General features: G+C 57.1%; 20 protein-coding genes. 15 read left to right on the plus strand and 5 right to left on the minus strand.

All coding sequences use genetic code 11. The annotated features are described in order from the left end of the window. Positions 1–5: 5 nt before the first annotated feature. Entirely contained in the window at positions 6–1,991 is a 1,986-nt protein-coding gene (locus HP15_RS04050) for an HDOD domain-containing protein (RefSeq protein ID WP_014576302.1), read from the minus strand. Between the two features lie 281 nt (positions 1,992–2,272). Between HP15_RS04050 and HP15_RS04055 the strand changes: the two genes are divergently transcribed. The 4 genes from HP15_RS04055 to HP15_RS04070 all read left to right on the plus strand — a co-directional run bounded on the left by HP15_RS04055 (position 2,273) and on the right by HP15_RS04070 (position 8,245). Continuing rightward, positions 2,273–3,526, plus strand: coding sequence for an AAA family ATPase (locus HP15_RS04055; RefSeq protein WP_014576303.1), 1,254 nt, complete (start codon positions 2,273–2,275; stop codon positions 3,524–3,526). A 217-nt stretch (positions 3,527–3,743) separates the two neighbouring features. After that, entirely contained in the window at positions 3,744–5,279 is a 1,536-nt protein-coding gene (locus HP15_RS04060; RefSeq protein WP_008176127.1) for a fatty acyl-CoA reductase, read from the plus strand. Between the two features lie 306 nt (positions 5,280–5,585). Next, positions 5,586–7,535: an acetate--CoA ligase gene (gene acs / locus HP15_RS04065; RefSeq protein WP_014576305.1), complete on the plus strand. Its 1,950-nt coding sequence runs from the start codon at positions 5,586–5,588 to the stop codon at positions 7,533–7,535. A 44-nt stretch (positions 7,536–7,579) separates the two neighbouring features. Then, positions 7,580–8,245 carry a response regulator transcription factor gene (locus tag HP15_RS04070; protein WP_008176124.1) on the plus strand — a complete coding sequence of 222 codons (666 nt, stop codon included), beginning with the start codon at positions 7,580–7,582 and terminating at the stop codon, positions 8,243–8,245. Between the two features lie 74 nt (positions 8,246–8,319). On the opposite strand, the gene HP15_RS04075 is transcribed toward HP15_RS04070, so the two are convergent. Then, positions 8,320–9,303 carry a D-2-hydroxyacid dehydrogenase gene (locus HP15_RS04075; protein ID WP_169702130.1) on the minus strand — a complete coding sequence of 328 codons (984 nt, stop codon included), beginning with the start codon at positions 9,301–9,303 and terminating at the stop codon, positions 8,320–8,322. A 239-nt stretch (positions 9,304–9,542) separates the two neighbouring features. Here HP15_RS04075 and HP15_RS04080 point away from each other — a divergent pair, with 239 nt between their 5' ends. The 3 genes from HP15_RS04080 to HP15_RS04090 are packed head-to-tail and all read left to right on the plus strand — an operon-like array spanning position 9,543 to position 11,535. After that, complete coding sequence (locus HP15_RS04080) at positions 9,543–10,769, plus strand: pyridoxal phosphate-dependent aminotransferase (RefSeq protein ID WP_008176120.1); 1,227 nt, start codon at positions 9,543–9,545, stop codon at positions 10,767–10,769. Between the two features lie 9 nt (positions 10,770–10,778). Next, complete coding sequence (locus tag HP15_RS04085; RefSeq protein ID WP_008176119.1) at positions 10,779–10,970, plus strand: CPXCG motif-containing cysteine-rich protein; 192 nt, start codon at positions 10,779–10,781, stop codon at positions 10,968–10,970. After that, positions 10,963–11,535: a DUF1439 domain-containing protein gene (locus HP15_RS04090; RefSeq protein ID WP_014576308.1), complete on the plus strand. Its 573-nt coding sequence runs from the start codon at positions 10,963–10,965 to the stop codon at positions 11,533–11,535. The genes HP15_RS04085 and HP15_RS04090 overlap by 8 nt, the downstream gene beginning before the upstream one ends. Before the next feature lie 7 nt (positions 11,536–11,542). Here the strand turns inward: HP15_RS04090 and HP15_RS04095 are convergent, their stop codons facing one another. Further along, positions 11,543–12,697 (minus strand): isocitrate/isopropylmalate dehydrogenase family protein, encoded by a 1,155-nt coding sequence (locus tag HP15_RS04095; protein ID WP_008176115.1) that lies wholly within the window; start codon positions 12,695–12,697, stop codon positions 11,543–11,545. A gap of 193 nt (positions 12,698–12,890) precedes the next feature. Here HP15_RS04095 and HP15_RS04100 point away from each other — a divergent pair, with 193 nt between their 5' ends. Together HP15_RS04100 and HP15_RS04105 are read left to right on the plus strand one after the other, a co-directional pair. After that, a complete protein-coding gene (locus HP15_RS04100; protein ID WP_169702131.1) occupies positions 12,891–13,661 on the plus strand; it encodes an EAL domain-containing protein in 771 nt (256 codons plus the stop codon). Between the two features lie 29 nt (positions 13,662–13,690). Then, positions 13,691–14,047 (plus strand): hypothetical protein, encoded by a 357-nt coding sequence (locus HP15_RS04105; protein ID WP_227499699.1) that lies wholly within the window; start codon positions 13,691–13,693, stop codon positions 14,045–14,047. A 3-nt stretch (positions 14,048–14,050) separates the two neighbouring features. On the opposite strand, the gene HP15_RS04110 is transcribed toward HP15_RS04105, so the two are convergent. After that, positions 14,051–14,944, minus strand: coding sequence for a LysR family transcriptional regulator (locus HP15_RS04110; protein ID WP_008176107.1), 894 nt, complete (start codon positions 14,942–14,944; stop codon positions 14,051–14,053). 153 nt (positions 14,945–15,097) lie between these two features. Here HP15_RS04110 and HP15_RS04115 point away from each other — a divergent pair, with 153 nt between their 5' ends. From HP15_RS04115 to HP15_RS04135, 5 genes are all read left to right on the plus strand, one after another. Beyond that, a complete protein-coding gene (locus HP15_RS04115; protein ID WP_014576310.1) occupies positions 15,098–16,309 on the plus strand; it encodes an acyl-CoA dehydrogenase family protein in 1,212 nt (403 codons plus the stop codon). A 188-nt stretch (positions 16,310–16,497) separates the two neighbouring features. Further along, a complete protein-coding gene (locus HP15_RS04120) occupies positions 16,498–17,316 on the plus strand; it encodes an SDR family oxidoreductase (protein ID WP_014576311.1) in 819 nt (272 codons plus the stop codon). 51 nt (positions 17,317–17,367) lie between these two features. After that, the gene (locus tag HP15_RS04125) at positions 17,368–18,432 is read left to right on the plus strand and encodes a phosphotransferase family protein (RefSeq protein WP_014576312.1); all 1,065 of its coding nucleotides are present in this window, start codon (positions 17,368–17,370) and stop codon (positions 18,430–18,432) included. Beyond that, entirely contained in the window at positions 18,432–19,121 is a 690-nt protein-coding gene (locus HP15_RS04130) for a histidine phosphatase family protein (RefSeq protein WP_014576313.1), read from the plus strand. Before HP15_RS04125 ends, HP15_RS04130 begins: the two co-directional genes overlap by 1 nt. Positions 19,122–19,138: 17 nt before the next feature. Beyond that, positions 19,139–19,909 carry an SDR family oxidoreductase gene (locus HP15_RS04135; RefSeq protein ID WP_014576314.1) on the plus strand — a complete coding sequence of 257 codons (771 nt, stop codon included), beginning with the start codon at positions 19,139–19,141 and terminating at the stop codon, positions 19,907–19,909. 61 nt (positions 19,910–19,970) lie between these two features. Here HP15_RS04135 and HP15_RS04140 read toward each other — a convergent pair whose 3' ends face one another. Further along, on the minus strand, positions 19,971–20,849 hold the full coding sequence (locus tag HP15_RS04140) for a DUF6279 family lipoprotein (protein WP_014576315.1): 879 nt from the start codon (positions 20,847–20,849) through the stop codon (positions 19,971–19,973). Positions 20,850–20,993: 144 nt separating this feature from the next. Here HP15_RS04140 and HP15_RS04145 point away from each other — a divergent pair, with 144 nt between their 5' ends. Beyond that, complete coding sequence (locus HP15_RS04145; protein ID WP_041645013.1) at positions 20,994–21,233, plus strand: DUF2798 domain-containing protein; 240 nt, start codon at positions 20,994–20,996, stop codon at positions 21,231–21,233. Positions 21,234–21,267: the final 34 nt, after the last annotated feature.

Here is a 21,267-nt window from a genome sequence, read left to right on the forward strand (position 1 = left end):
CTGCGTCAGTCGGTCTCATTCTTTTTGTGGCTGGCCGCTGGCAGCAGAATCCTGAAGGTGGTCCCTTCCTGCCCCGTGCGACAAGCAATGATGCCCTCCATGTCATCAACGAGCTGTTTCACAATGCTCAGGCCCAAACCGCTGTGGCCCTCTCCCTTTGTGGTTTTCACCGGTGAAAACAGGGCGTCCCTGACCTCACCGGGTATTCCTCTGCCTGTGTCCGAGATTTCCAACTCAACCCAGGTTCGGTGGTTCTGCCACACTGGCGAAGACGTCCGTATTTCAACCGTGCCGCCATCATCCGCCAGGCTCTCCGCCGCATTTCGAACCAGATTGATCACAATCTGCCGAATCCTTGTGGGGCCAGCCGCAACCCGCGTTGGCTCGCTGCAAAGCGATAACCGAAGGCTGCGGCTATCTGAGCTGAACAGACTATCTTCAAGGATACGAGCCAGACTTTCCAGTTCGGCATTTAGCTCAACCCCGTCATCGCCCTGATCCACGGTGTCAGTATGGCTCATTTGCAGTAAAAGATTGCCCGCCCGATCCAGCTCATCCCGGATTACGTCCAGCTCCTGCTGGACACCCGCATCTTCAAGCCTGCCTCGCAGCTGGTAAATATACTGTCGGATTATGGTCAGTGGGTTGCTGACTTCGTGAACCTGTTTACGCAGCCGGTCGCGGGCGATCTCCTGATCCAGGCTCTCTGTACTGGCTTCGGCACCGGTTTGGGCCGGCACCCGGTCTGCCAGTACCGATGCCAACTGAGCCGTGAAGATATCGGCCAGTTCCAGGGTTGTTGGCAGATGCTCGTTGTCTGTGCCCAGGGCGAAGACACCAGGGCAGTCCCCGCCATTGTTAACCGGTACTGCAAGTATGGAGGGCGTATGGAGCAGTGACAGCAACTGTCGGTCGAGTACTGTCGGGGATCGATCACCAAGGCTGACTGGCAGGCCAGAAATAAAGGCTTCCGTAAGGACGCTGCCGCCGGGCTTGGCGGTGACCGCCAGGTCAGGAATGTCGCCAATGGTCCCGGACAGGAGCACAAGGTTTTCACCTGTGTGCCCAAAGCACAGCGCCGGCAGGCCGGTGATCAGCGTTAGACTGTTGACCGTCTCGGCGAGAATGTCCTCGGTTTCTCCGGTCAGATCGGCAAGGTTGATCGCCTGGTTCGCCATGGCCTGGCGCAGAATTGTCTGTTTCAGCTGTCGAGAGGCGCTCTCGCCGCAATAATTCTCGTCCAGAGGAATCCCCAGCGATGCAGCCATACCCGAGACTTCGTGGCCGATGCGGCGATTTATCTCCCGGGTCAGCTCCTCGTTCAGCCCGAATACCGTGCCTGCCGCTGCAATGCCGGCGGCATCGGAGAGTGCCAGTCGGGTGGCCAGGCTGATCAGCTTCACCAGATGTCCGGCATCCCGTAGCTCCGAGGGCAGTGCCTGCTGGTAGCGCATGGCATCGGAGGCCATTGGCCCGAGGCCCCAGGAGGCAACGAGTTCGGCTGCGATGTCGGACTGATGATCAAGATAGTGTTGCTTCGCCTCGGTGGCTGGCGTTTTAATAGCGATCAGCTCGCCAATGTTGTGAAGCATGCCCAACATAAAGGCTTCGTCAGGCTCCGGATAACGGGTCAGCGTTGCCAGGGCCCGGGCGGTCAACGCGGTGGTCAGCGAGTGTCGCCAGAAATCTCTGAGTTGTTGCCATTCGTCACCGCCCAGTTCGAAAAGCAGTTGGCGCAGGGCTGCGGTCAGCACCAGCGTGTGGAAACGTCGGGTGCCGAGTCTCAGGAGTGCCTGGTCAACAGAGCGGATCGGAGTAGAAGGGCCATAAAGTGCGGAATTGGCCAGCGCAAGAATACGAGCTACCAGCGCGGTATCAGCAGAGACAATTTCGCTGATTTTTCTGTAGCTCTCGTCCTGATGACAAGCATCGAGCGCCCGCAAGGTAACTTCCGGGAGACTCGGGAGCTGTAAATCAGGCGCAATGTGCATGGGCTTACCTGCCGTGCTGCGAAACAAGTCAGTAACTGACGGAGCGTTCATTCTTATTGTCCGAAAAGAGCTTAGACAATAATCCGTCGTTATTAAATACTTATTGCTCTTTTTTTAAGCAATATATTATCTGATTCGTGATATGTGTAGAATTTTTACAGGTTAAAATACAGAAAACCGAAAAATCAGGGACCTAGATTGCCGGTGATGAACGCCAGAGAACCTGTCAAGCACAATCCGAACCAACCTCGCACCATGGCCATAACGGGTGGCAAGGGCGGGTGGGCAAGACCTCGGTCGCCCTGAATCTTGCGCTCACCCTCGCAAGGCAGGATAACCGCGTTCTGTTGCTGGATGGCGACACCGATCTGGCCAACGTCAGCATCATGGTTGGCCTTTATCCGAGAAAAACCCTTGCCAATGTGATGGCCGGAGAGTGCCGTCTTGAGGATATCATCCTGGAGACCGACTACGGCCTGCATATTGTTCCGGGGGCCTCCGGCGTGCAGGAATGCATGGATATGGGGCCAACGGAGAGCCTTCGCATACTCCGGGCACTGTATAACCTGGAAAACCGCTACGATTACGTCATTACCGACACGGCTGCCGGGCTGCAGGCTGCCGGGCTGCATATGATTGCCGCGACAGAGCTGGCCTGCATGGTCGTGACCCCGGACCCCGCGTCCCTGACCGACGCCTTCTCCCTGATCAAGGTTCTCCGGCGCAGGGGCTATAACCGGATTCCGAGCATTCTGGTTAATATGGCCCAGGGCGCCAGCCAGGCACGGTCCGTGTTCCAGCGCCTGGACGCCGCTGCCCAGCGCCACCTGGGAATCTCGCTCCACTACATGGGTGGGATCTGGCGGGACGAGACCCTTCGGCAGTCGGTTCTCAACCAGAAGCCGGTCGCGCTTCTGCCAGTTTCAGACCCTTCCTGCCGCCAGTTTCATACCCTCGCAGATATGCTTGATGTGCGGCTGTCCCAGTTGCCGAGACGAAAGGCTGGCATTGCAGCCTACTGGCATAAGGTGTCCAAACGAGGATCCGAGAGCCCGCTCAAAACAGTGACCAAGCCGGAGCCTGAAACCGAAAGTGAGGCTCATACCCTGAAAGATCGGTGCCTGCAGGCCGTAGGCGAGATTGAGTCTGTTTTCAATGCAGGGCCGATCGATCCCATGCTGCGTTATGAAGCATTTACCCGTCTTTTTGCACTGCTGGGGAGCACGCTGGACAGTGATGCCGTCGAGATTGTGCAAACCGGTCTCGGGTCGTTCCAGTGGGAGAGTCTCAGCCCCGAGCGAAAGAATCATCTGGCCATTCATCTTCGCGAGCTGGCGGACCAGATTTCACCCCTCGAACATAAAGCGGAGCCTGCCGAGCCGCCCCAATCACTACTCCGCGAGCCGTTTTACGATCGGATCAGCTTTGGTGAGCAGGATCGCCTGGTGCGCGTACTGAAGGAACAGCCTGCAGATATCTCGCTGGATCAGCTTCTGCGATCTCTCTCCGGCAATGACCAGGGCGGCTCCCGATAGGCAGAAATACCCACCCTTTTTTCCGTCATTTTTTTACGTTTTTGTAGCGTAACTTTGCTGTGTGTCACCGCTCTGTCACCGAAGTTGTGCAAGGATTGAGCATAAATCTGAATCGTGGCCCGCAATATGCAGCACATCTGTCGAATCTGATTCGCAAACTTTCCTCTGGTTGGCGGGTGTGCGGCGACAACGAATTGAAATGAGAAGGAGTTCTCCCATGGCAACACAGCAGCTGAATCCCGATGCATCATCAAAAGTACTTGAGCGGCTCCGGGGCAAGCACGTTCTGATTACCGGCACCACGGGCTTTCTCGGCAAGGTGGTTCTGGAAAAGCTCATTCGCGCCGTTCCGGACATAGGCGGCATTCATCTGCTGATCCGTGGAAACAAACGTCACCCCGATGCGCGGGATCGTTTTTTTGAGGAGATCGCCACGTCGTCAGTCTTCGATCGTCTGCGCCAGGACGATAACGAGGCTTTTGAAACCTTCATTGAAGATCGTGTGCATTGCGTAACCGGGGAAGTGACCGAGCCTTTGTTTGGTCTGTCCGCTGACCGTTTCCGCAAGCTGGCTGGCGGCATCGATGTGGTTGTCAACTCCGCAGCCAGTGTGAACTTCCGGGAAGAGCTTGATAAAGCGCTTGCCATCAATACCCGTTGCCTCGACAACGTGGCCGAGCTTGCGCGACAGAACAAGTCGCTGGCGGTGCTGCAGGTTTCCACCTGCTATGTAAACGGCATGAATTCCGGACAGATCACGGAGACCGTGATCAAGCCGGCAGGTGAGGCCATACCCCGGAGCACTGAAGGTTACTATGAGATCGAAGAACTTGTCCGGCTGCTGGAGGACAAGATAGCGGACGTGCGTTCCCGCTACTCCGGCAAGGCACTGGAAAAGAAGCTGGTGGACCTTGGCATCCGTGAAGCCAACCATTATGGCTGGAGCGATACCTATACCTTTACCAAATGGCTCGGTGAGCAACTCCTGCTCAAGGCCCTGTCCGGGCGGGCACTGACCATTGTGCGCCCATCCATTATTGAAAGTGCACTCGAGGAACCCGCGCCAGGCTGGATTGAAGGTGTGAAGGTGGCGGATGCCATTATCCTTGCGTATGCCCGCGAGAAGGTCACGCTCTTCCCTGGCAAACGCGCTGGCGTCATCGATGTTATTCCCGTGGATCTGGTGGCCAATGCCATCATCCTGGCGGCGGCTGAAGCCGTTGCTGATTCGCCACGTCACCGGATTTACCAGTGTTGCAGTGGCAGCTCCAACCCGGTTTCTCTCGGGCAGTTTATTGACCACCTCATGGCGGAATCCAAAGCCAACTTCGCCGAATACGATCAGCTGTTCTACCGACAGCCGACCAAACCCTTCATTGCAGTCAACCGCCGGCTGTTCGATGCCGTCGTAGGCGGGGTGCGCATTCCACTGAGCATTACCGGGAAGGTTTTGCGCATGCTGGGCCAAAATCGCGAGTTGAAAGTGCTCCGGAATCTGGACACGACACGCTCGCTGGCGACCATTTTCGGTTTCTACACCGCGCCAGACTATATCTTCCGGAATGATGATCTGCTGGCCCTGGCATCGAGGATGGGTGAGCTGGACAAGGTGCTGTTCCCGGTAGATGCCCGCCAGATTGACTGGTCGGTCTATCTGCGCAAGATCCACCTGGCAGGCCTGAACCGATACGCCCTCAAGGAGCGCAAGGTATACAGCCTGCGCTCTGCCAAGGCCCGAAAAAAGGCAGCGTGAACCCAGGAGCCCGGTCGCAACGACCGGGCTTTTTTATGCGTGGTCGTTTCCTTCCCGGGTTTGCCATCGGCTCCAATCCAACTATCCTTTAAAAAGCTTCTCGTTCGGCGCAATTTACCGTTGTTTTCTTGCGGGTTACCGACCTTTTTGGGCTAAAAGTTCAGGCGGATTAGGACGTTAGTCTAATTCATTGTGTAGTGGCTAGCATGGTGAACTACCACTATCCGTCTAAAGGGCCGGAGAGGCCTCAACGTCTGAATTCCAAAACCGACAATGACAACAGACTCTGACTAAAGGGGGAGCACAATGACTGGTAAACAGGTATATCCGGTAAGCCCGGAAGTGGCCAAACAGGCCCTTCTGAACCGGGAACAGTATGAAGAAATGTATCGTCAGTCAGTCGAAGACCCGGATACCTTCTGGGGTGAGCACGGCAAGCGCCTTGAGTGGATCAAGCCTTACACCAAGGTGAAAAACACGACCTACGATTACAACAATCTGTCCATCAAATGGTTCGAAGATGGCCAGTTGAACGCCTCAGCCAACTGCCTGGACCGTCATCTGGAAAAGCGCGGCGACCAGACAGCCATCATTTTTGAGGGCGATGATCCCGCCGATTCACGCAACGTGACCTACCGCGAACTGCACGAGGAAACCAGCAAGTTCGCCAACGTCCTTAAAGGCCTGGGCGTGAAGAAGGGCGATGTTGTTACCATTTACATGCCGATGATTGTTGAGACAGCCGTCGCCATGCTGGCCTGCGCACGTATCGGCGCGATTCACTCGGTGGTGTTCGGCGGTTTTTCTCCGGAAGCGCTTGGTGCCCGGATTGTGAACGGCAAATCCCGCTTCGTAGTCACCGCTGACGAAGGCGTTCGTGGCGGCCGCAAGATTCCGCTGAAGAAGAACGTGGATGCGGCCCTGAAGAATGAAGATGCCGCCAATGTCGAGAAGGTGGTGGTTGTTACCCGGACCGGCAATTCCGAAGTGCCCTGGAATGAGGCCCGCGACGAGCGTTACGAAGACCTGATGAAGTCCGCCTCTGCCGACTGCCAGCCAGAGCCGATGAACGCCGAAGATCCGCTGTTCATGCTGTATACTTCGGGTTCCACTGGTGCGCCCAAGGGCGTTCTGCATACCACCGGTGGCTACATGGTCTATGCCTCCATGACCCACGAGTACGTGTTCGATTATCATGAAGGTGACGTGTACTGGTGTACTGCCGATTTCGGCTGGGTCACAGGCCACAGCTATATCCTGTACGGCCCGCTGGCTAACGGTGCCATCACCGTTCTGTTCGAGGGTGTGCCCAACTATCCGGACAGCTCTCGTATGGGGCAGGTTGTCGACAAGCACAAGGTCAACATCCTGTACACCGCTCCGACCGCAATTCGCGCCCTGATGGCGGAAGGCGAGTCCTGCATGAACGGCACTACCCGTGAAAGCCTGAAACTGCTGGGCTCCGTGGGCGAGCCGATCAACCCCGAAGCCTGGGAGTGGTATCACCGGGTTATCGGCAACAGCAAGTGCCCCATCGTGGATACCTGGTGGCAGACTGAAACCGGTGGCATCCTGATTTCCCCGCTTCCGGGCGCGATTGATCTGAAACCCGGCTCAGCCACGGTACCGTTCTTCGGTGTTCAGCCGGCACTGGTAGACAATGACGGCAACATCCTTGAGGGCAAGACCGAGGGTAACCTCGTCATCCTGGACAGCTGGCCGGGCCAGATGCGGACGATCTATGGGGATCACGAGCGTTTCGCTCAGACCTATTTCAGCACTTACAAGGGCATGTACTTTACCGGTGACGGCGCCCGTCGCGATGAAGACGGCTACTACTGGATCACAGGTCGTGTCGACGATGTTCTGAACGTGTCAGGTCACCGTCTGGGTACCGCCGAAGTCGAAAGCGCCCTGGTTTCCCACGAGAAGGTCGCAGAAGCTGCCGTTGTTGGCTATCCGCATGACATCAAGGGTCAGGGCATCTATGTCTATGTAACCCTGGTACATGGACAGGAACCTTCTGACGAGCTGAAGAAAGAGCTTGTCCAGTGGGTGCGCAAGGAGATTGGCCCCATCGCCTCTCCAGATGTGATCCAGTGGGCACCTGGACTGCCTAAAACGCGTTCTGGCAAGATTATGCGGCGTATTTTGCGTAAGATTGCCGCTAACGAACACGACCAGTTGGGTGATACCTCTACGCTGGCAGATCCGGGTGTAGTCGATGACCTGATCAGCGGTCGTGCGAACCAGTAACGCCTGTGTGTTACCAGGCCATGTACCTGTAAGGAATCTGTTGAATGGCACAAACAATTATCGTCGCTGATGATCACCCGCTGTTTCGCGCAGCATTGAAGCAGGCGGTCAGTCAGGCGGTGCCCGATGCCGAGACGGTGGAAGTCGACAGCATCAAGGCACTGCAGGCGGCGGTAGAGTCGCACCCGGATGCGGATCTGGTTCTGCTGGATCTCAATATGCCGGGTGCCCACGGCTTCTCGGGGCTCGTCTTCATGCGAGGCCAGTACCCGGGGCTGCCGGTGGTGGTTGTGTCAGGATCCGAGGAATTGCAGGTAATGCGTCGCTCGATTGACTACGGTGCTTCCGGTTTCATACCGAAGTCAGCGCCGCTGCCAACCATTACCGAGGCGATTCAGGCGGTTCTGGAAGGCGACGTCTGGTTGCCGCAGGGAGTGGCCGACAAGATCGAGCGAATGCATTCAGATGCCACCGACTTTTCCGAGAAGCTGGCATCGCTGACGCCTCAACAGTTCCGGGTGCTGGGTATGCTGGCCGAGGGGCTTCTGAACAAACAGATCGCCTATGATCTGGATGTGTCGGAAGCCACCATCAAGGCCCATATCACGGCGGTGTTCCGGAAGCTTGGGGTGCGGAACCGCACTCAGGCGGTGATTGCGATCCAGCAGATGGAGATTGATCCATCGGATCAGTCCTTGTCTGGTAGCTGATTGGTTTTGATGGTTCGAATATAAAACGGGAGCCCTTTGGCTCCCGTTTTGTTTTGGATGAGTGCCAGGCACGGTTATTTGCTGCCAGCGTAACCCAATTCCTTGTCGACCAAATTGAACAGCTCGTCACCCTTGTGCCAGCGGTCGAAGTTCTCCAGGAACTGATCCGTCAATGCACGTTTCCAGCCGATGAAGTCGCCGGCCATATGGGCGGTCATGGTGACATTCTCCATGTCCCAGAGCGGATGATCTTCTGCCAGCGGTTCCTCTTCGAAGACATCGAGTCCTGCGCCGGCAATTTCGCCATTTTCGAGGGCCGTGATCAGGTCATCGGTTTTGACGATCGGGCCACGTCCAATGTTGATCAGACGGGCAGAATTTTTCATGGCCTTGAAGGCTTTTTCGTCAAACAGGCCTTCGGTCTGGGGTGTTAGTGGCGCCGCAATCACTACAAAGTCCGCATGCCCGAGCTGCTCGTAAAGATCGTCATTGCCGTGTACCGCCACAAAATCGGGGTCCTCCTTCCTGGGCTTGCGAGCGATGCCGTGTGCTTTTAAACCGGCGGCGCCGACCAGGCGGCCGATCTGCCGGCCGATCGAACCTGCGCCAACAACCAGAACCTGCTTGCCCTCTGCCCGCTCTGTGTCCCGATGTTTCCACTGGTGCTTCATTTGCAGCCGGATGGAATTCGGGAAATCCTTGGCGAACATGAGGATGGTGCACAGCACGTATTCGGCAATGGTACGGTCGAAAATGCCCCGCGCGTTGGTGACGGTTACATCGCCCCTGATCAGATCGGGGAACATCAGGGCATCGACGCCGGCACTGGTGGCGTGGATCCATTGGAGCTTATCTGCGGTGTGCCAGGCGGCCGCGAGGGCCTCCGTGCGAAAGTCCGTCACCATCATGATATCGGTGCCCGGCAGGGTGTCGCGAAGGGTTGGCTCGTCACAGGCAAAGCGCACATCGGCGCGGGCCCTGACTGCGTCCATTCCCGGCGGTTCCTGCTCTCCCGGCGCGGTGAGAACGGTAACAACAGGTTTGCTGTGCTGAGTCATTGAGCCTCCGCCTTTTTGATGAATGACTTCGTTGAACTGGTCGTTGCCCCGAGGGGTAATAACAGTCTGGTCGGCAGGCTCTGTCGGGTCAACTTGCGAGGCACCGGAATTTCCACTCACAGCGTTGATGGCGGTACTTTCACGTACATCATCTATATGATTTTTTGTCTTGTAGAGGCCATCCATACTGACTAACCTGCAGGGGTAGATCTTATTTGCCCCGTTTGCAGGAGGTGTTTATGGCAGAAGCCGCCAACAAAGAAACTGGTCAGGAAAAACCGCGTAGAGTGAAGTACCGGAAAACCAAGGCCAGTTGGAACCCTGCCATGCAGGCGATCCCGGTGCCGGGTATCCGTCGCATGGTGAATATGGCGGCCACCATGAAGGATGTTATTCATCTTTCCATCGGTCAGCCTGATCTGCCGACCCCAAAGCACGTCATCGATGCCTACATCGATGCGCTCAACGCGGGGCAGACCGGCTATACCATGGATGCCGGCCTGCCTGAATTGCTGGTTGCCCTGCGCGACTACTACGGCAAGCGCTACAACCGGAAACTGACCCGGGACAATATCCTGATCACCAGTGGCGCTACAGAAGCCATGTACCTGGCTATTTCAGCCACCTCTGCGCCCGGGCGGCAGTTTATCGTGACGGACCCGTCGTTTTTGCTCTATGCGCCCCTGATTCGCATGAACGGTGGTGAAGTAAAGTTTGTGCAGACCCGGGCAGAGAATAACCACCAGCTGGATCCGGATGAGGTCATCAAGGCCATGGGGCCCAGGACTTATGCGCTGATCCTGAACAACCCCAACAACCCGACCGGAGCGGTTTACCCGCGTAGCACCGTGGAGACCATCCTGGAGGAATGTGCCTATCGGGGAATTCAGGTGTATGCCGATGAAGTCTACGACCACCTGATCTTTGATGACGAAGACTTCGCCAGCGTGCTGAACTGCTCGATGGATCTGGACAACATCATGTGCATCAGCAGCTTTTCAAAAACCTACAGCATGGCGGGGCTGCGGGTTGGCTGGGTGATTGCCAGTCAGGCGGCCATCAAGTCTCTGCGTCGCTTCCACATGTTCACCACCTCCGTGGCTAACACGCCGTCCCAGTTTGCCGGCGTCGCTGCACTGACCGGTGACCAGCAGTGCGTTCGCGATATGGTAGATATCTACCGTGAGCGCCGGGACAAGGTGGTCGAGCTGGTCGATCAGACCCCCTACATGACCGGTTATAAGCCTGGCGGTGCCTTCTTTGCTTTCCCTGACCTTCCACCTCATGTCGATGGCTCTGATCTGGCCTTGCGAATGCTGAAGGAAACCGGCGTCTGCATGGTGCCCGGTGACGCCTTTGGCGAGGGATGCACCAACGCCGTTCGGATCAGTTTCTCCACGACCTGCGAGAAGCTGGAAGAGGCGTTCGATCGCGTCATCCCCTGGATGGCCAAGCAACAGTTCTGAGGTGATGCCATGTCCGCCCTGGATTCGGTACTGATTCAGTGCCCGTACTGCTGGGAGACGCTGGATGTCAGCGTCGACCCGTCGGTACCGGAACAGGAGTATGTCGAGGATTGCCAGGTCTGCTGCAGACCCATCTTGATACACGTGGTTTTTGACGACACTCTTACGCCTCATGTCGAGGCCCGGGCCGAAAATGAATAGAACGCCGATTTACGCCCTCCGTGCGCTTCTGGCCCTGCTGCTGGTGCTCGCCAGCGGTTGCGCCAGTCTGTCGCCCTATTCCATCTCCGAAGGCGAGCTGGAACGGCACCTTCAGGATGTGGTTCGCGACTTCGACCGCAACCAGCTGAATAGTGGTTCGCCATTGAGTCTGAGTCTCGACGACGCCGACATTACCCTTGGGCCAGATGGTCGCGATGTGGCGGTGATCGATGTGAGAGGTCAGGTGGCACTGAATGCGCTGATGGCGAAGCTGCCCGTGGACATTGCCTTGAAGGTCGAAGGGGCGCCGGTTTACGACAGCACTGAGAAAGCCATCTTTATCCGGCGGTTGCAGCTTCTTGAAAGCAGTATTGACTCTCCGTTCTTCAAAGGGGATTTGAAGCCTGTAACCGATACGGTCATGCGGCTGGTTGCCCAGATGCTGGAGACCATGCCGGTGTACCGACTGGACGAAACCGACTTCGCCCAGCGTATGTTCGGTATGATGCCGGTAGATGTGCGGGTAGCGCCTGGCCGGCTCGAGTTTGTCATGGCCGACCAGTAACCCGGATCTATCGGGACAGCCGCTCGCAGATCGCAGAGCCGATTTCGTGGGTGCCTCGTCGGCTGCCTGAGTTTTCGGCAAGGTCTGCAGCCACTGCATCGAACAGCTCCTTGCCAGCTGCGGCAATGGCAGGGTCCTTGCGGCCCAGCCACTCGAGCATGCGGGCGGCGGTAAAGAGCATGGCGGTGGGGTCAGCCAGGCCCTGGCCGGCAATATCCGGCGCGCTGCCATGGGTAGGTTCGAACATAGACGGCATATCCGGATCCGTCGGGTTCAGGTTGCAGGAGGGTGCCACGCCCATGCCACCTGACAGAACCGCAGCTAGGTCGGTAAGAATGTCCCCCTGGAGGTTGCTCGCGACGACCACGTCAAAGGCCCAGGGGCTTTGCACGAACTTCATGCAGGCCGCGTCCACCAGCTCATGATGCGTGGCCACGTCCGGGTATTCCTTGCTTATCTCGTCGAACGCTTCGGTGTACATGTCGCCCCAGTAGCGCAAGGCATTGCGCTTGGTGACCAGGCACACCTGGCTTTCACAGGTTCTGCCATCCAGGGTCCGGAATGTCCGTGTGCGGCCCTCCGAAACCCGGTCCGCGGCTCGGTTTCGGGCCTGTTCAAACCCATAGCGGATGATCCGGTCGGTTGCCTTGCGTGTGAACACCTCCATCTGGGTGGCCACTTCATCCGGCGTGCCCTTGCGCAGACGTCCACCCTGGCTGACGTACTCACCCTCGGAGTTTTCCCGAATCACCAGCATGTCGATGTCCTTGGCGCGCTCATCGGCCAGGTACTGGCGGGCACCGGGCAGAAGCCGGGCCGGACGTTCGCAGACCCACTGGTCGAACCCTTTGCGCATGTCCAGCAGTGGCGCCAGTGAGATGCTGTCTGGAAGCAGGTATCGGTCCGGATCGTCCATAGGGCCCGGATCGCCAAGGGCACCCAGAAGGATGGCATCGTACTTCTGTAACTGCGCCAGGGCATCCGCGGGCATGGATTCGCCATGCTCCTCGTGCCAGGCGTGGGATGGCCAGGGGAATCGAGTCCACTCAAGGTCCAGGCCGTGTTTGGCGCGCAGGGTCTCGAGGCAGCGCACAGCCTCGGCCACCACTTCAGGACCTATGCCGTCGCCCGGGGTTACAGCGATGCGGGTAGTTTGGGCCATTAGGGAAACTCCTTTTGTGGACAGACACGTATAAACGACAAACCCCAGTTTAGTCATGTAGGCAGGGGATGCCACCGTTTGACACGCTTTAACCAGAAAGTGGTTTTACCGGGGAGGGGATCGCGGCTATATTGGGTGAAAAATACGCCATATAAACATAGCAAAACCGCCAGAAGTGAATTCAGGAGTTGAAGTGAACCAACCCGCCGTACTGTTTGACGAGTCTCATTGCGAGCAATGTGCATGTGGAGAGGGGTTGGATTTTTCCTTTACCTTCGCGTTCCAGCCCATTGTTGACGTTCTCAACAAATCTGTTTACGCCTACGAGGCGCTGGTGCGAGGCACCGAGGGTCAGGGGGCGATGAGTGTCCTCTCGAAGGTAACCGAGCAGAATCGCTACGCCTTCGATCAGGTTTGTCGGGTCAAGGCGGTCAAGCTTGCCGCCAGGCTGAACATGGAGCCGATGCTCAGCATTAATTTTATGCCCAACGCGGTGTACCGGGCCGAGTACTGTATTCGCACGACCCTGGCGGCTGCCAAGACCTACAATTTCGATACCCGGAAAATCATTTTCGAGCTTACTGAGGACGAACAGCTGACCTCCACATCTGTCGACCACCTCGTGTCGATTATCGAGGCTTATCAGGAGATGGGTTTCAGCACCGCCATTGATGATTTCGGGGCCGGTTTCTCACGGTACAATGTCATGATGGCCAGCCCACCCGATCTGTTGAAGCTGGATATGGCATTGATCCGTGATATTGATCGGCAGCCGAACAAGCAGGCCGTTGTTGCAGGCATCATTACCATGATGACTCAGCTTGGCGGTCAGATCATCGCTGAGGGCGTCGAAACCAAGGAAGAATACTTCTGGTTGCGCTCCCAGGGGATCAATCTCTACCAGGGCTATCTATTCGCCAAACCGGGGTTCGAGTGCCTTCCGGAGCCCGTGTTTCCGGCCTGACGGGCCTCTAAACTGACAGGAACGACACCTTGCTATACCGAATGATCACCATTGTCGGCGGACTGGTTTTTGTCATCATCCTGTTCGCCCTGATCTGGTTTTTCTGCAAGAAATTTCTTGAGCACCACGGTGTTACCGACCAGGTCAAAGACCGGGCCATGGTTCTGGCCACCTGGACCTTTGCCGGTATCAGCGTCGGACTGGTATTTGCGGTGGTTGGTGCATTTGTCCTGGGCCCCTGGGCTTTCTACCGAACCCTGAGGGGCCACGATGTGGAGATATCCGATGGTGCCGCCGTCTGGTGGGGCCTCGGCATCGTAATGGCGTCCCTGGGGATCACGGCTATCGGATTCTTCGGTTTCCTGATGGTGGTTGGCGCCTACTGAGGCTCAACTGATTGCCTTCAACTGCTCCCGGAACCAGATCAGCGCCGGCTCCCGCTCGTAAGCCTTGTGCCAATACAGGTGTACGTCGATAGACGGCAGGTCCGCCGGCGGATCCATAATCCGGATGTTGGCCCGCTCGGCGATAATTCTGGCGTAAGCTTCCGGCATGGTCAGCAGCAGATCGGTCTCTTCCACCACTCTGCAGGCGGCATAGTAGTGCTGACACCTCAAGCGGATACTCCGTTGTACCCCCAGTCGCGATAGTTCAAAGTCCTCGATCCCGGGTCCTTCGGTCCGCGAGGATACCAGCACGTGTTTTGCGGACAGGTACCCCTCCATATCCAGCGACTCTGTTGCCAGCGGGTGCCCCTCCCGGGCCAGAACCACCAGGCGGTCGCGCCTCAGCAGTTCGTGGGACGTCTGGTTACTGACGGGCAACAGCACATCCACGGCAAAATCCAGTTTTCCGGCCGCCAGTTGCGTCTCCATGTCGCGCCTCGCGATCCTCTGGCTGACAATTTCCAGTTCCGGATAGGCGTCCAGGCGCGCCATCAGGCGGGGCAGGAAGGTCGATTCCAGAATGTCACGTAGCCCGAGCGAATAGGTTTTACGCTGGGTGGCCGGATCAAAGGCATGAAACTGGTTTACCGCGCCCTGGATCTGGGTGAGGCCCGGCCGCATGGACTCAAGGAATCGCCGGGCCAGTGGTGTTGGCACCATCTGGTTGCCCTGACGGGTAAACAGGGGGTCGTCAAAATGGTCCCTTAGCCTCGACAGGGAATGACTGACAGCCGGCTGAGTGAGATGCAGTGACCTGGCTGCACGAGTCAGGCTTCCCTCCCGGTAGATGGTGTCGAACACGTGCAACAGGTTCAGGTCCAGGCGGTTGAGGGCCATGAGCGGGATCCGTTTCTGGAGAATTTGAATAAGTTTGGTTAATAATAAACGATAAGAATAATTCAGTCGCGTAATAGTTAAGTCATCCCTAGACTGGTCTCAACGTGATGATTCCGTGCACGCCACCGTGCAACCGTTAGCGAGGAGACGGCGATGGATTTCAATATTTCCGAGAAAGGGCAGGATTATCTCAACCGCGTGAAGCAGTTCATGAAGGATGAGATTTTTCCCATCGAAGAGCAGTACCACAAGGAGCTTGCTTCTCTGGATAACCGCTGGGTTGTGCTGCCGATCATCCGGGAGCTAAAGGAAAAAGCCAAAGCCCAGGGCCTCTGGAACATGTTTTTCCCGGATGAAAAATACGGCTGTGGCCTGTTGAACTCCGACTACGCCCTGATTGCCGAGGAAACCGGCCGTAGCTTCATTGCCCCGGAGATTTTTAACTGCAACGCGCCAGACACCGGCAATATGGAAGTATTGATCCACTATGGCTCTCAAGAGCAAAAAGCCGAGTGGTTACCGCGTCTGCTGAGCGGCGAGATCCGCTCCGCCTTCTGTATGACTGAGCCGGCGGTTGCCTCTTCCGATGCCACCAATATGGAGGCAACGGCCGTTGTTGAAGGCGACGAAGTGGTTCTGAACGGTCGCAAGTGGTGGAGCACCGGTATCGGGCATCCCGACTGTAAGGTTGCCATCTTCATGGGTCTGACGGATCCGGATGCGCACAAGCATCGCCGTCATTCCATGGTGCTGGTGCCTCTGGACACGCCTGGCGTCAAGATCGAGCGTATGCTGCCGGTATTCGGTGAATATGATGAGCCCTATGGCCATGGCGAGGTGCTTTTCGACAACGTGCGTTTGCCCAAGAGCGCATTCATTGCCGGTCCGGGTCGGGGATTCGAGATTGCCCAGGGCCGTCTTGGGCCGGGCCGAGTGCACCACTGTATGCGGGCGATTGGTGCGGCAGAGCGCACGCTGGAGATTCTGATCAAGCGGGCAACGACTCGTGAGGCCTTCGGGCGGCCGATCGCCAAGCTGGGCGGCAATCCGGATATCATTGCCAATGCCCGCATGGCCATTGAGCAGGCCCGTCTGCTCACGCTGAAATGCGCCTGGGCACTGGATACCAAGGGCATCATGGGGGCGCTTCAAGAGGTCTCCATGATCAAGGCGGTGATTCCATCCATGCTGCAGACCATTGTGGATCAGGCCATTCAGATTCACGGTGGTGCCGGAGTCAGTGATGACGATTTCCCGCTGACACAGCTGTTTGCCTATGCCCGTGTTTTACGCCTGGCGGATGGCCCGGATGAGGTGCATCGGGCTATGGTGGCCCGTCTTGAGCTGCGTAAATATAAAAATTGAGAATCTGAATCGGGAGTCTGGATTCGGCGGAAGGGTGTTTCTGAAACACGCTCCTTGCGGCACGTCCCTGTGACGCTTGGGCTCCGCCATCCATCGCTCCGCACAGTTTCAGAAACACCCTTCCGCCAAATCCGTCGTACTTCGGAGTTGGTTTCAGTTTTTAGCAAGATAACAGCGGGGAAGCATTGATGACTCAGAGAGTATTCATAACCGGAGGCGCCAGCGGACTTGGCCGCGCCATAGCACTGCGTTATGCCAAAGAAGGCGCCAAAGTCTGCATCGGCGACATTAACCCGGAGCAGGGTGTTGGCGTCGAGAAAGAGATTAATGCGGCCGGAGGCGAAGGCTATTTCGTCGAATGCGATGTTCGACGCCTGACCGATTTCGAAAAGGTCCGGGATGATCTGGTGAAGAAGTGGGGTGGCGTTGATGTGGTGGTGAACAACGCTGGCGTTGCCTCTGCCGGTTCCATTGAAGATACCACAATGGCGGATTGGGAGTGGATTCTCGATATCAATGTGCTGGGGGTGGTTCGCGGCTGTAAGGCGTTCACGCCGCAGTTCAAGCAGCAGGGCTCCGGGGCATTTGTGAATGTGGCCTCCATGGCCGGGCTGATGCTGGCGCCGTTGATGGATAGCTACAATGTGACCAAGGCCGGGGTGATTGCCCTGTCTGAAACCCTGAGTCAGGAGCTTCGGGATGCCGGTATTCATGTGAGCTGTGTGTGCCCCGCATTTTTCCAGACCAATCTGACCAGCAGCATGCGTTCAGATATCCCTGGCATTCAGCAGAATGTGAACAAGCTGATGAAGCGCTCCACGGTAACCGCCGAGGACGTGGCCGAGGATATTTTCCGGTCGGTGGAGAACAAGAGCTTCTGGGTATTGCCCCATGCCAAGGAGCGCCGCATGTGGATGCTCAAACGCCATGCGCCCAAGGCCTTCGACTGGCTGATGCATCAGGAAAGCAAGCGCTGGATGAGCAAGATGGGTGGCAGCAAGGCCTGAGGGCGCGGTTTTTTACTGTTTTAAACTGAAGATTCAAAAGGAGAGTCCTGAATGACCCAGATCGACGAGGCCGTGGACATCCGGGAAGGCGAGGAACTGGACACTGGCGCCGTAGACCGGTTCATGAAAGAGGCGATCCCGGATCTGCAAGGCGAGCCAGAGATTCGTCAATACCCGGGTGGCGCCTCAAACCTGACCTATCAGGTGGATTACGGCGACCGGTCCTACGTCTTGCGCCGGCCGCCGTTTGGCAAGATTGCCAAGTCTGCCCACGACATGCTGCGTGAGGCGAAGGTCATGCGGGCGCTCAAACCGGTTTATCCCTACGTACCCAACATCATTGCCATTTGCGATGATCACGACGTGCTGGGTTGCGATTTCTACGTGATGGAACGGTTGAAGGGCATTATCCTGCGCCAGGACTTTCCCAAGGATTTCGAGCTCAGTGAAGCCGATACCCGCAAGCTTTGCCTGAACGTGATCGACAAACTGGTGGATCTTCACCGTGTGGATGCCAAGGCAGCAGGCCTGGACAAGCTGGGCAAGGGCGAGGGCTACGTTCAGCGCCAGATTGGCGGTTGGAGTGACCGTTTCCGCAAGGCCCGCACCGACGATGTGGGTGACTTTGAGCAGGTAATGAGCTGGCTCAATGACAAGATGCCAGAAGACATTGCCCAGGTGGTGATCCACAATGATTTCCGCTTCGACAACGTGGTGCTGAACCCGGACAACCCGTTCGAGGTTATTGGCGTACTGGACTGGGAGATGGCCACCATCGGTGATCCGCTGATGGATCTTGGAAACAGCCTGGCCTACTGGATTGAGGCGGACGACGAAGGCCCGTTCCAGATGCTGCGCCGCCAACCGACCCATCGCCCGGGCATGCTTACCCGCAAGGAAGTGGTGGCATATTACATGGAGCAGTCCGGCTTCAAGGTCGACAACTTCGACTTCTATGAGATCTACGGCCTGTTCCGGCTGGCAGTGATCATCCAGCAGATCTATTACCGTTTCTACCATGGCCAGACCAAGGACAAGCGTTTCGCCGCCTTTGGCCATGCCGCTAATTATCTCGAAAAGCGCTGCCAGCGGTTGATTGCGGAGAGCTCCCTGTAATGGCGACGATTTATCTGGTTCGTCACGGCCAGGCCAGTTTCGGGAAAGAAAACTACGATCAACTGTCTCCCACGGGCTGGGAGCAGGGTAGGGTGCTTGGCCGCTGGCTGGCGGGCAAAGTGGAACCGGCAGCGGTTTTCGGAGGCGATCTGGAACGCCACCGCGAAACCGTTGAAGCCATCGCCACCGGGTACGGATCCAAACTGCCCGATATGCAGGTGGTTCCCGGCTTCAACGAGTTTGATCACACCACTGTGGTGGCCCGGTACCGCCCGGAGTGGAGTGACCGCGCGGTGATGGCGCGGGACCTCAAGGCGTTTCCCAAACCGGCCAAAGCGTTCCAGGAGGCCTTTGTGCACGCGGTGCATCGCTGGGCCTCGGGCGAGTTTGACCACGAGTACGAGGAAAGCTGGCCGGACTTCAAGGCCCGCGTTCTGGCGGCCTTCGAGGAAATGATTGACTACGCCGATGGCGGCGATGTGCTGGTGGCGACCTCCGGCGGACCAATTTCCGTGATCGCCCAGCACCTGCTCGGTCTTGATGACGCCCGGGCACTCGGTCTGAACGAGGTGATCGCCAACACCAGCGTGTCGCGGGTCCTGTATTCCGGCCCCCGGCGAAGCCTGGCCGTTTTTAATAACTACAGCCACCTGGAAGCGGATGATCCCGCCCTGGTGACATTCCGATAGTGAATCGAGGTGAACGAATGAGCAGCAAGAACCTGTTTGATCTGACTGGCAAGGTTGCCCTGATTACCGGTGCCAGCCGCGGCATCGGCGAGAGCATTGCCCGGACCCTGGCCGAGTATGGCGCCCACGTAATCGTCAGCAGCCGCAAGATTGATGGTTGCGAAGCGGTTGCCAGCAGCATCCGGGATGCCGGCGGTAGCGCCGAAGCCTATGCTTGTCACATTGGCGATATGGATCAGATCGAAAGCATCTGGGCGCACATTGACCAGACCCACGGCAAGCTGGATATTCTGGTGAACAATGCTGCTGCCAACCCTTATTTCGGGCCGGTGGAAGACACCGACCTGGGCGCGTTCAACAAGACCGTGGATGTGAATATCCGGGGCTATTTCTTCATGTGCGCCCGCGGCGCCCAGATGATGAAAAAAGCCGGTGGTGGCTCTATCGTGAACGTGGCTTCCGTGAACGGCGTCAATCCGGGGCACTATCAGGGCATTTACTCGGTCACCAAGGCCGCCGTAATCTCCATGACCAAGTCCTTTGCCATGGAGCTGGGTCAGCAGAAAATCCGCGTGAACGCGCTGTTGCCAGGGCTGACCGATACCAAGTTTGCCAGCGCCCTGACCACCAACGAAGCCATCAAGAAGCAGGCCATGGCCCATATCCCCATGAAGCGGGTGGCCGATCCGGGCGAGATGGCGGGTACGGTGCTGTATCTGGTTTCCGATGCTTCCAGCTACACCACGGGCGCCTGCATCAATGCCGACGGTGGCTACCTGACAGTCTGAGTAATCGTTGGGGTCGGATGACCGCTTTCATCCGACCCCGCTTTCACTACGTCCGAGCCTGTCAGGCCGGCGAACAGGTCAGTGCCGCGAAGTCATCGTTCAGCTCCACCGCCCGATCCTGGAGCTGGGCCAGTGTTTCCCTGTCACCTGCCATAATCAACTCGTGCATCAGGGAGGACATGGCAGCCCGACTTTCTGCCATCATGACTTTATAGGCCTCACCACGCACCTCTTCGGAATTCAGAATCAGGTATTCCAGCTCCGCCTCGAACGTCGGCGCGTTTCTTTTTTCCAGCAGTTCCAGCAAGACCAGTTGCCAGTTCCTTCGACCCCGCAGCCAGATCTCAGTCTGCTCGCCCCGATTGGCGGACCATTGCCGCACGATGTCGCGCTGCTCGCTGTTCAGGTCCCCCAGCCATTGCTCAACCCGCTCTGCGGTTCTCTCTGCGCGTGCTTCGGCTGTTGCCTCCGGGGAGTCGGCCAGGAATTCGTCTTCCATTTCCCGCTGGCTTTGCGCCATGTTGTTCGCCAACTCCTGCACCTGTTCATCGCTCAGGCTTGAGAGAAGGTTTACCGCGACAGGCGTTGCCTTTTCCAGAAGACTCGGGAAGAAACTGAAAAGCTGTTGTTGATGGTAGTCGACGGTGGCCTTGTCGGGTGGGTTGCTGGAAACATCAGACTCGAGTTCATCCAGCCAGGCCTGGTAGCGGGGCAATTCGGCACTGCAATGCCATTGCCGCAATTGAACAATGTCGCTGTTGAGCTGCTGTTTCTGGTCGGCCGTCAGTGTCACGTAGTCTTCTACCCACCACACGATGCCCCAGTCCGCGTATCGATAAGCCATCTTGGTCGAACTGCAGCCAACCAGTCCAAGGGCCAGTAACAGAATGAGGACAAACGGTTTGATAAAGCCGGGTGTCCAGTCTTTGGCAGTATTCATGGCGCACCTGTCTTGGTAAAAAGGCTTATCGAAAAAAGATTGCAAGCTCACTATCATTTCAGCTTTGAGTGATATCAGTGTACGACATATCACGCCTTTCAGATGCTGCTCCGGGGAACCCTGGAGCATTGTTCAGGAGAAGTCATGAGCAAAATGAGACTTTCACGTCTACGCCAGCTGATCTTTGGCTTTTACATGTCCGGAATTATGTCGCTGCTGATGTCCGGGGTGATCACCTTCATCAACACGGGCATCGACGGCGAATTCCACTACCGGTGGGGGCCGGCTTTTCTCGTTGCCTGGGCCGTTGCTTTTCCTCTCGTGACCTTCATCGCGCCGCTTGCCGGGAAGATGACTGAGTTCACCATGCGCCGGTTTGATTAATTGCGTACATCTGTAAGCTTAAATGTCAAAAGAT

Source organism: Marinobacter adhaerens HP15 (genome assembly GCF_000166295.1).
Taxonomy (GTDB): domain Bacteria; phylum Pseudomonadota; class Gammaproteobacteria; order Pseudomonadales; family Oleiphilaceae; genus Marinobacter; species Marinobacter adhaerens.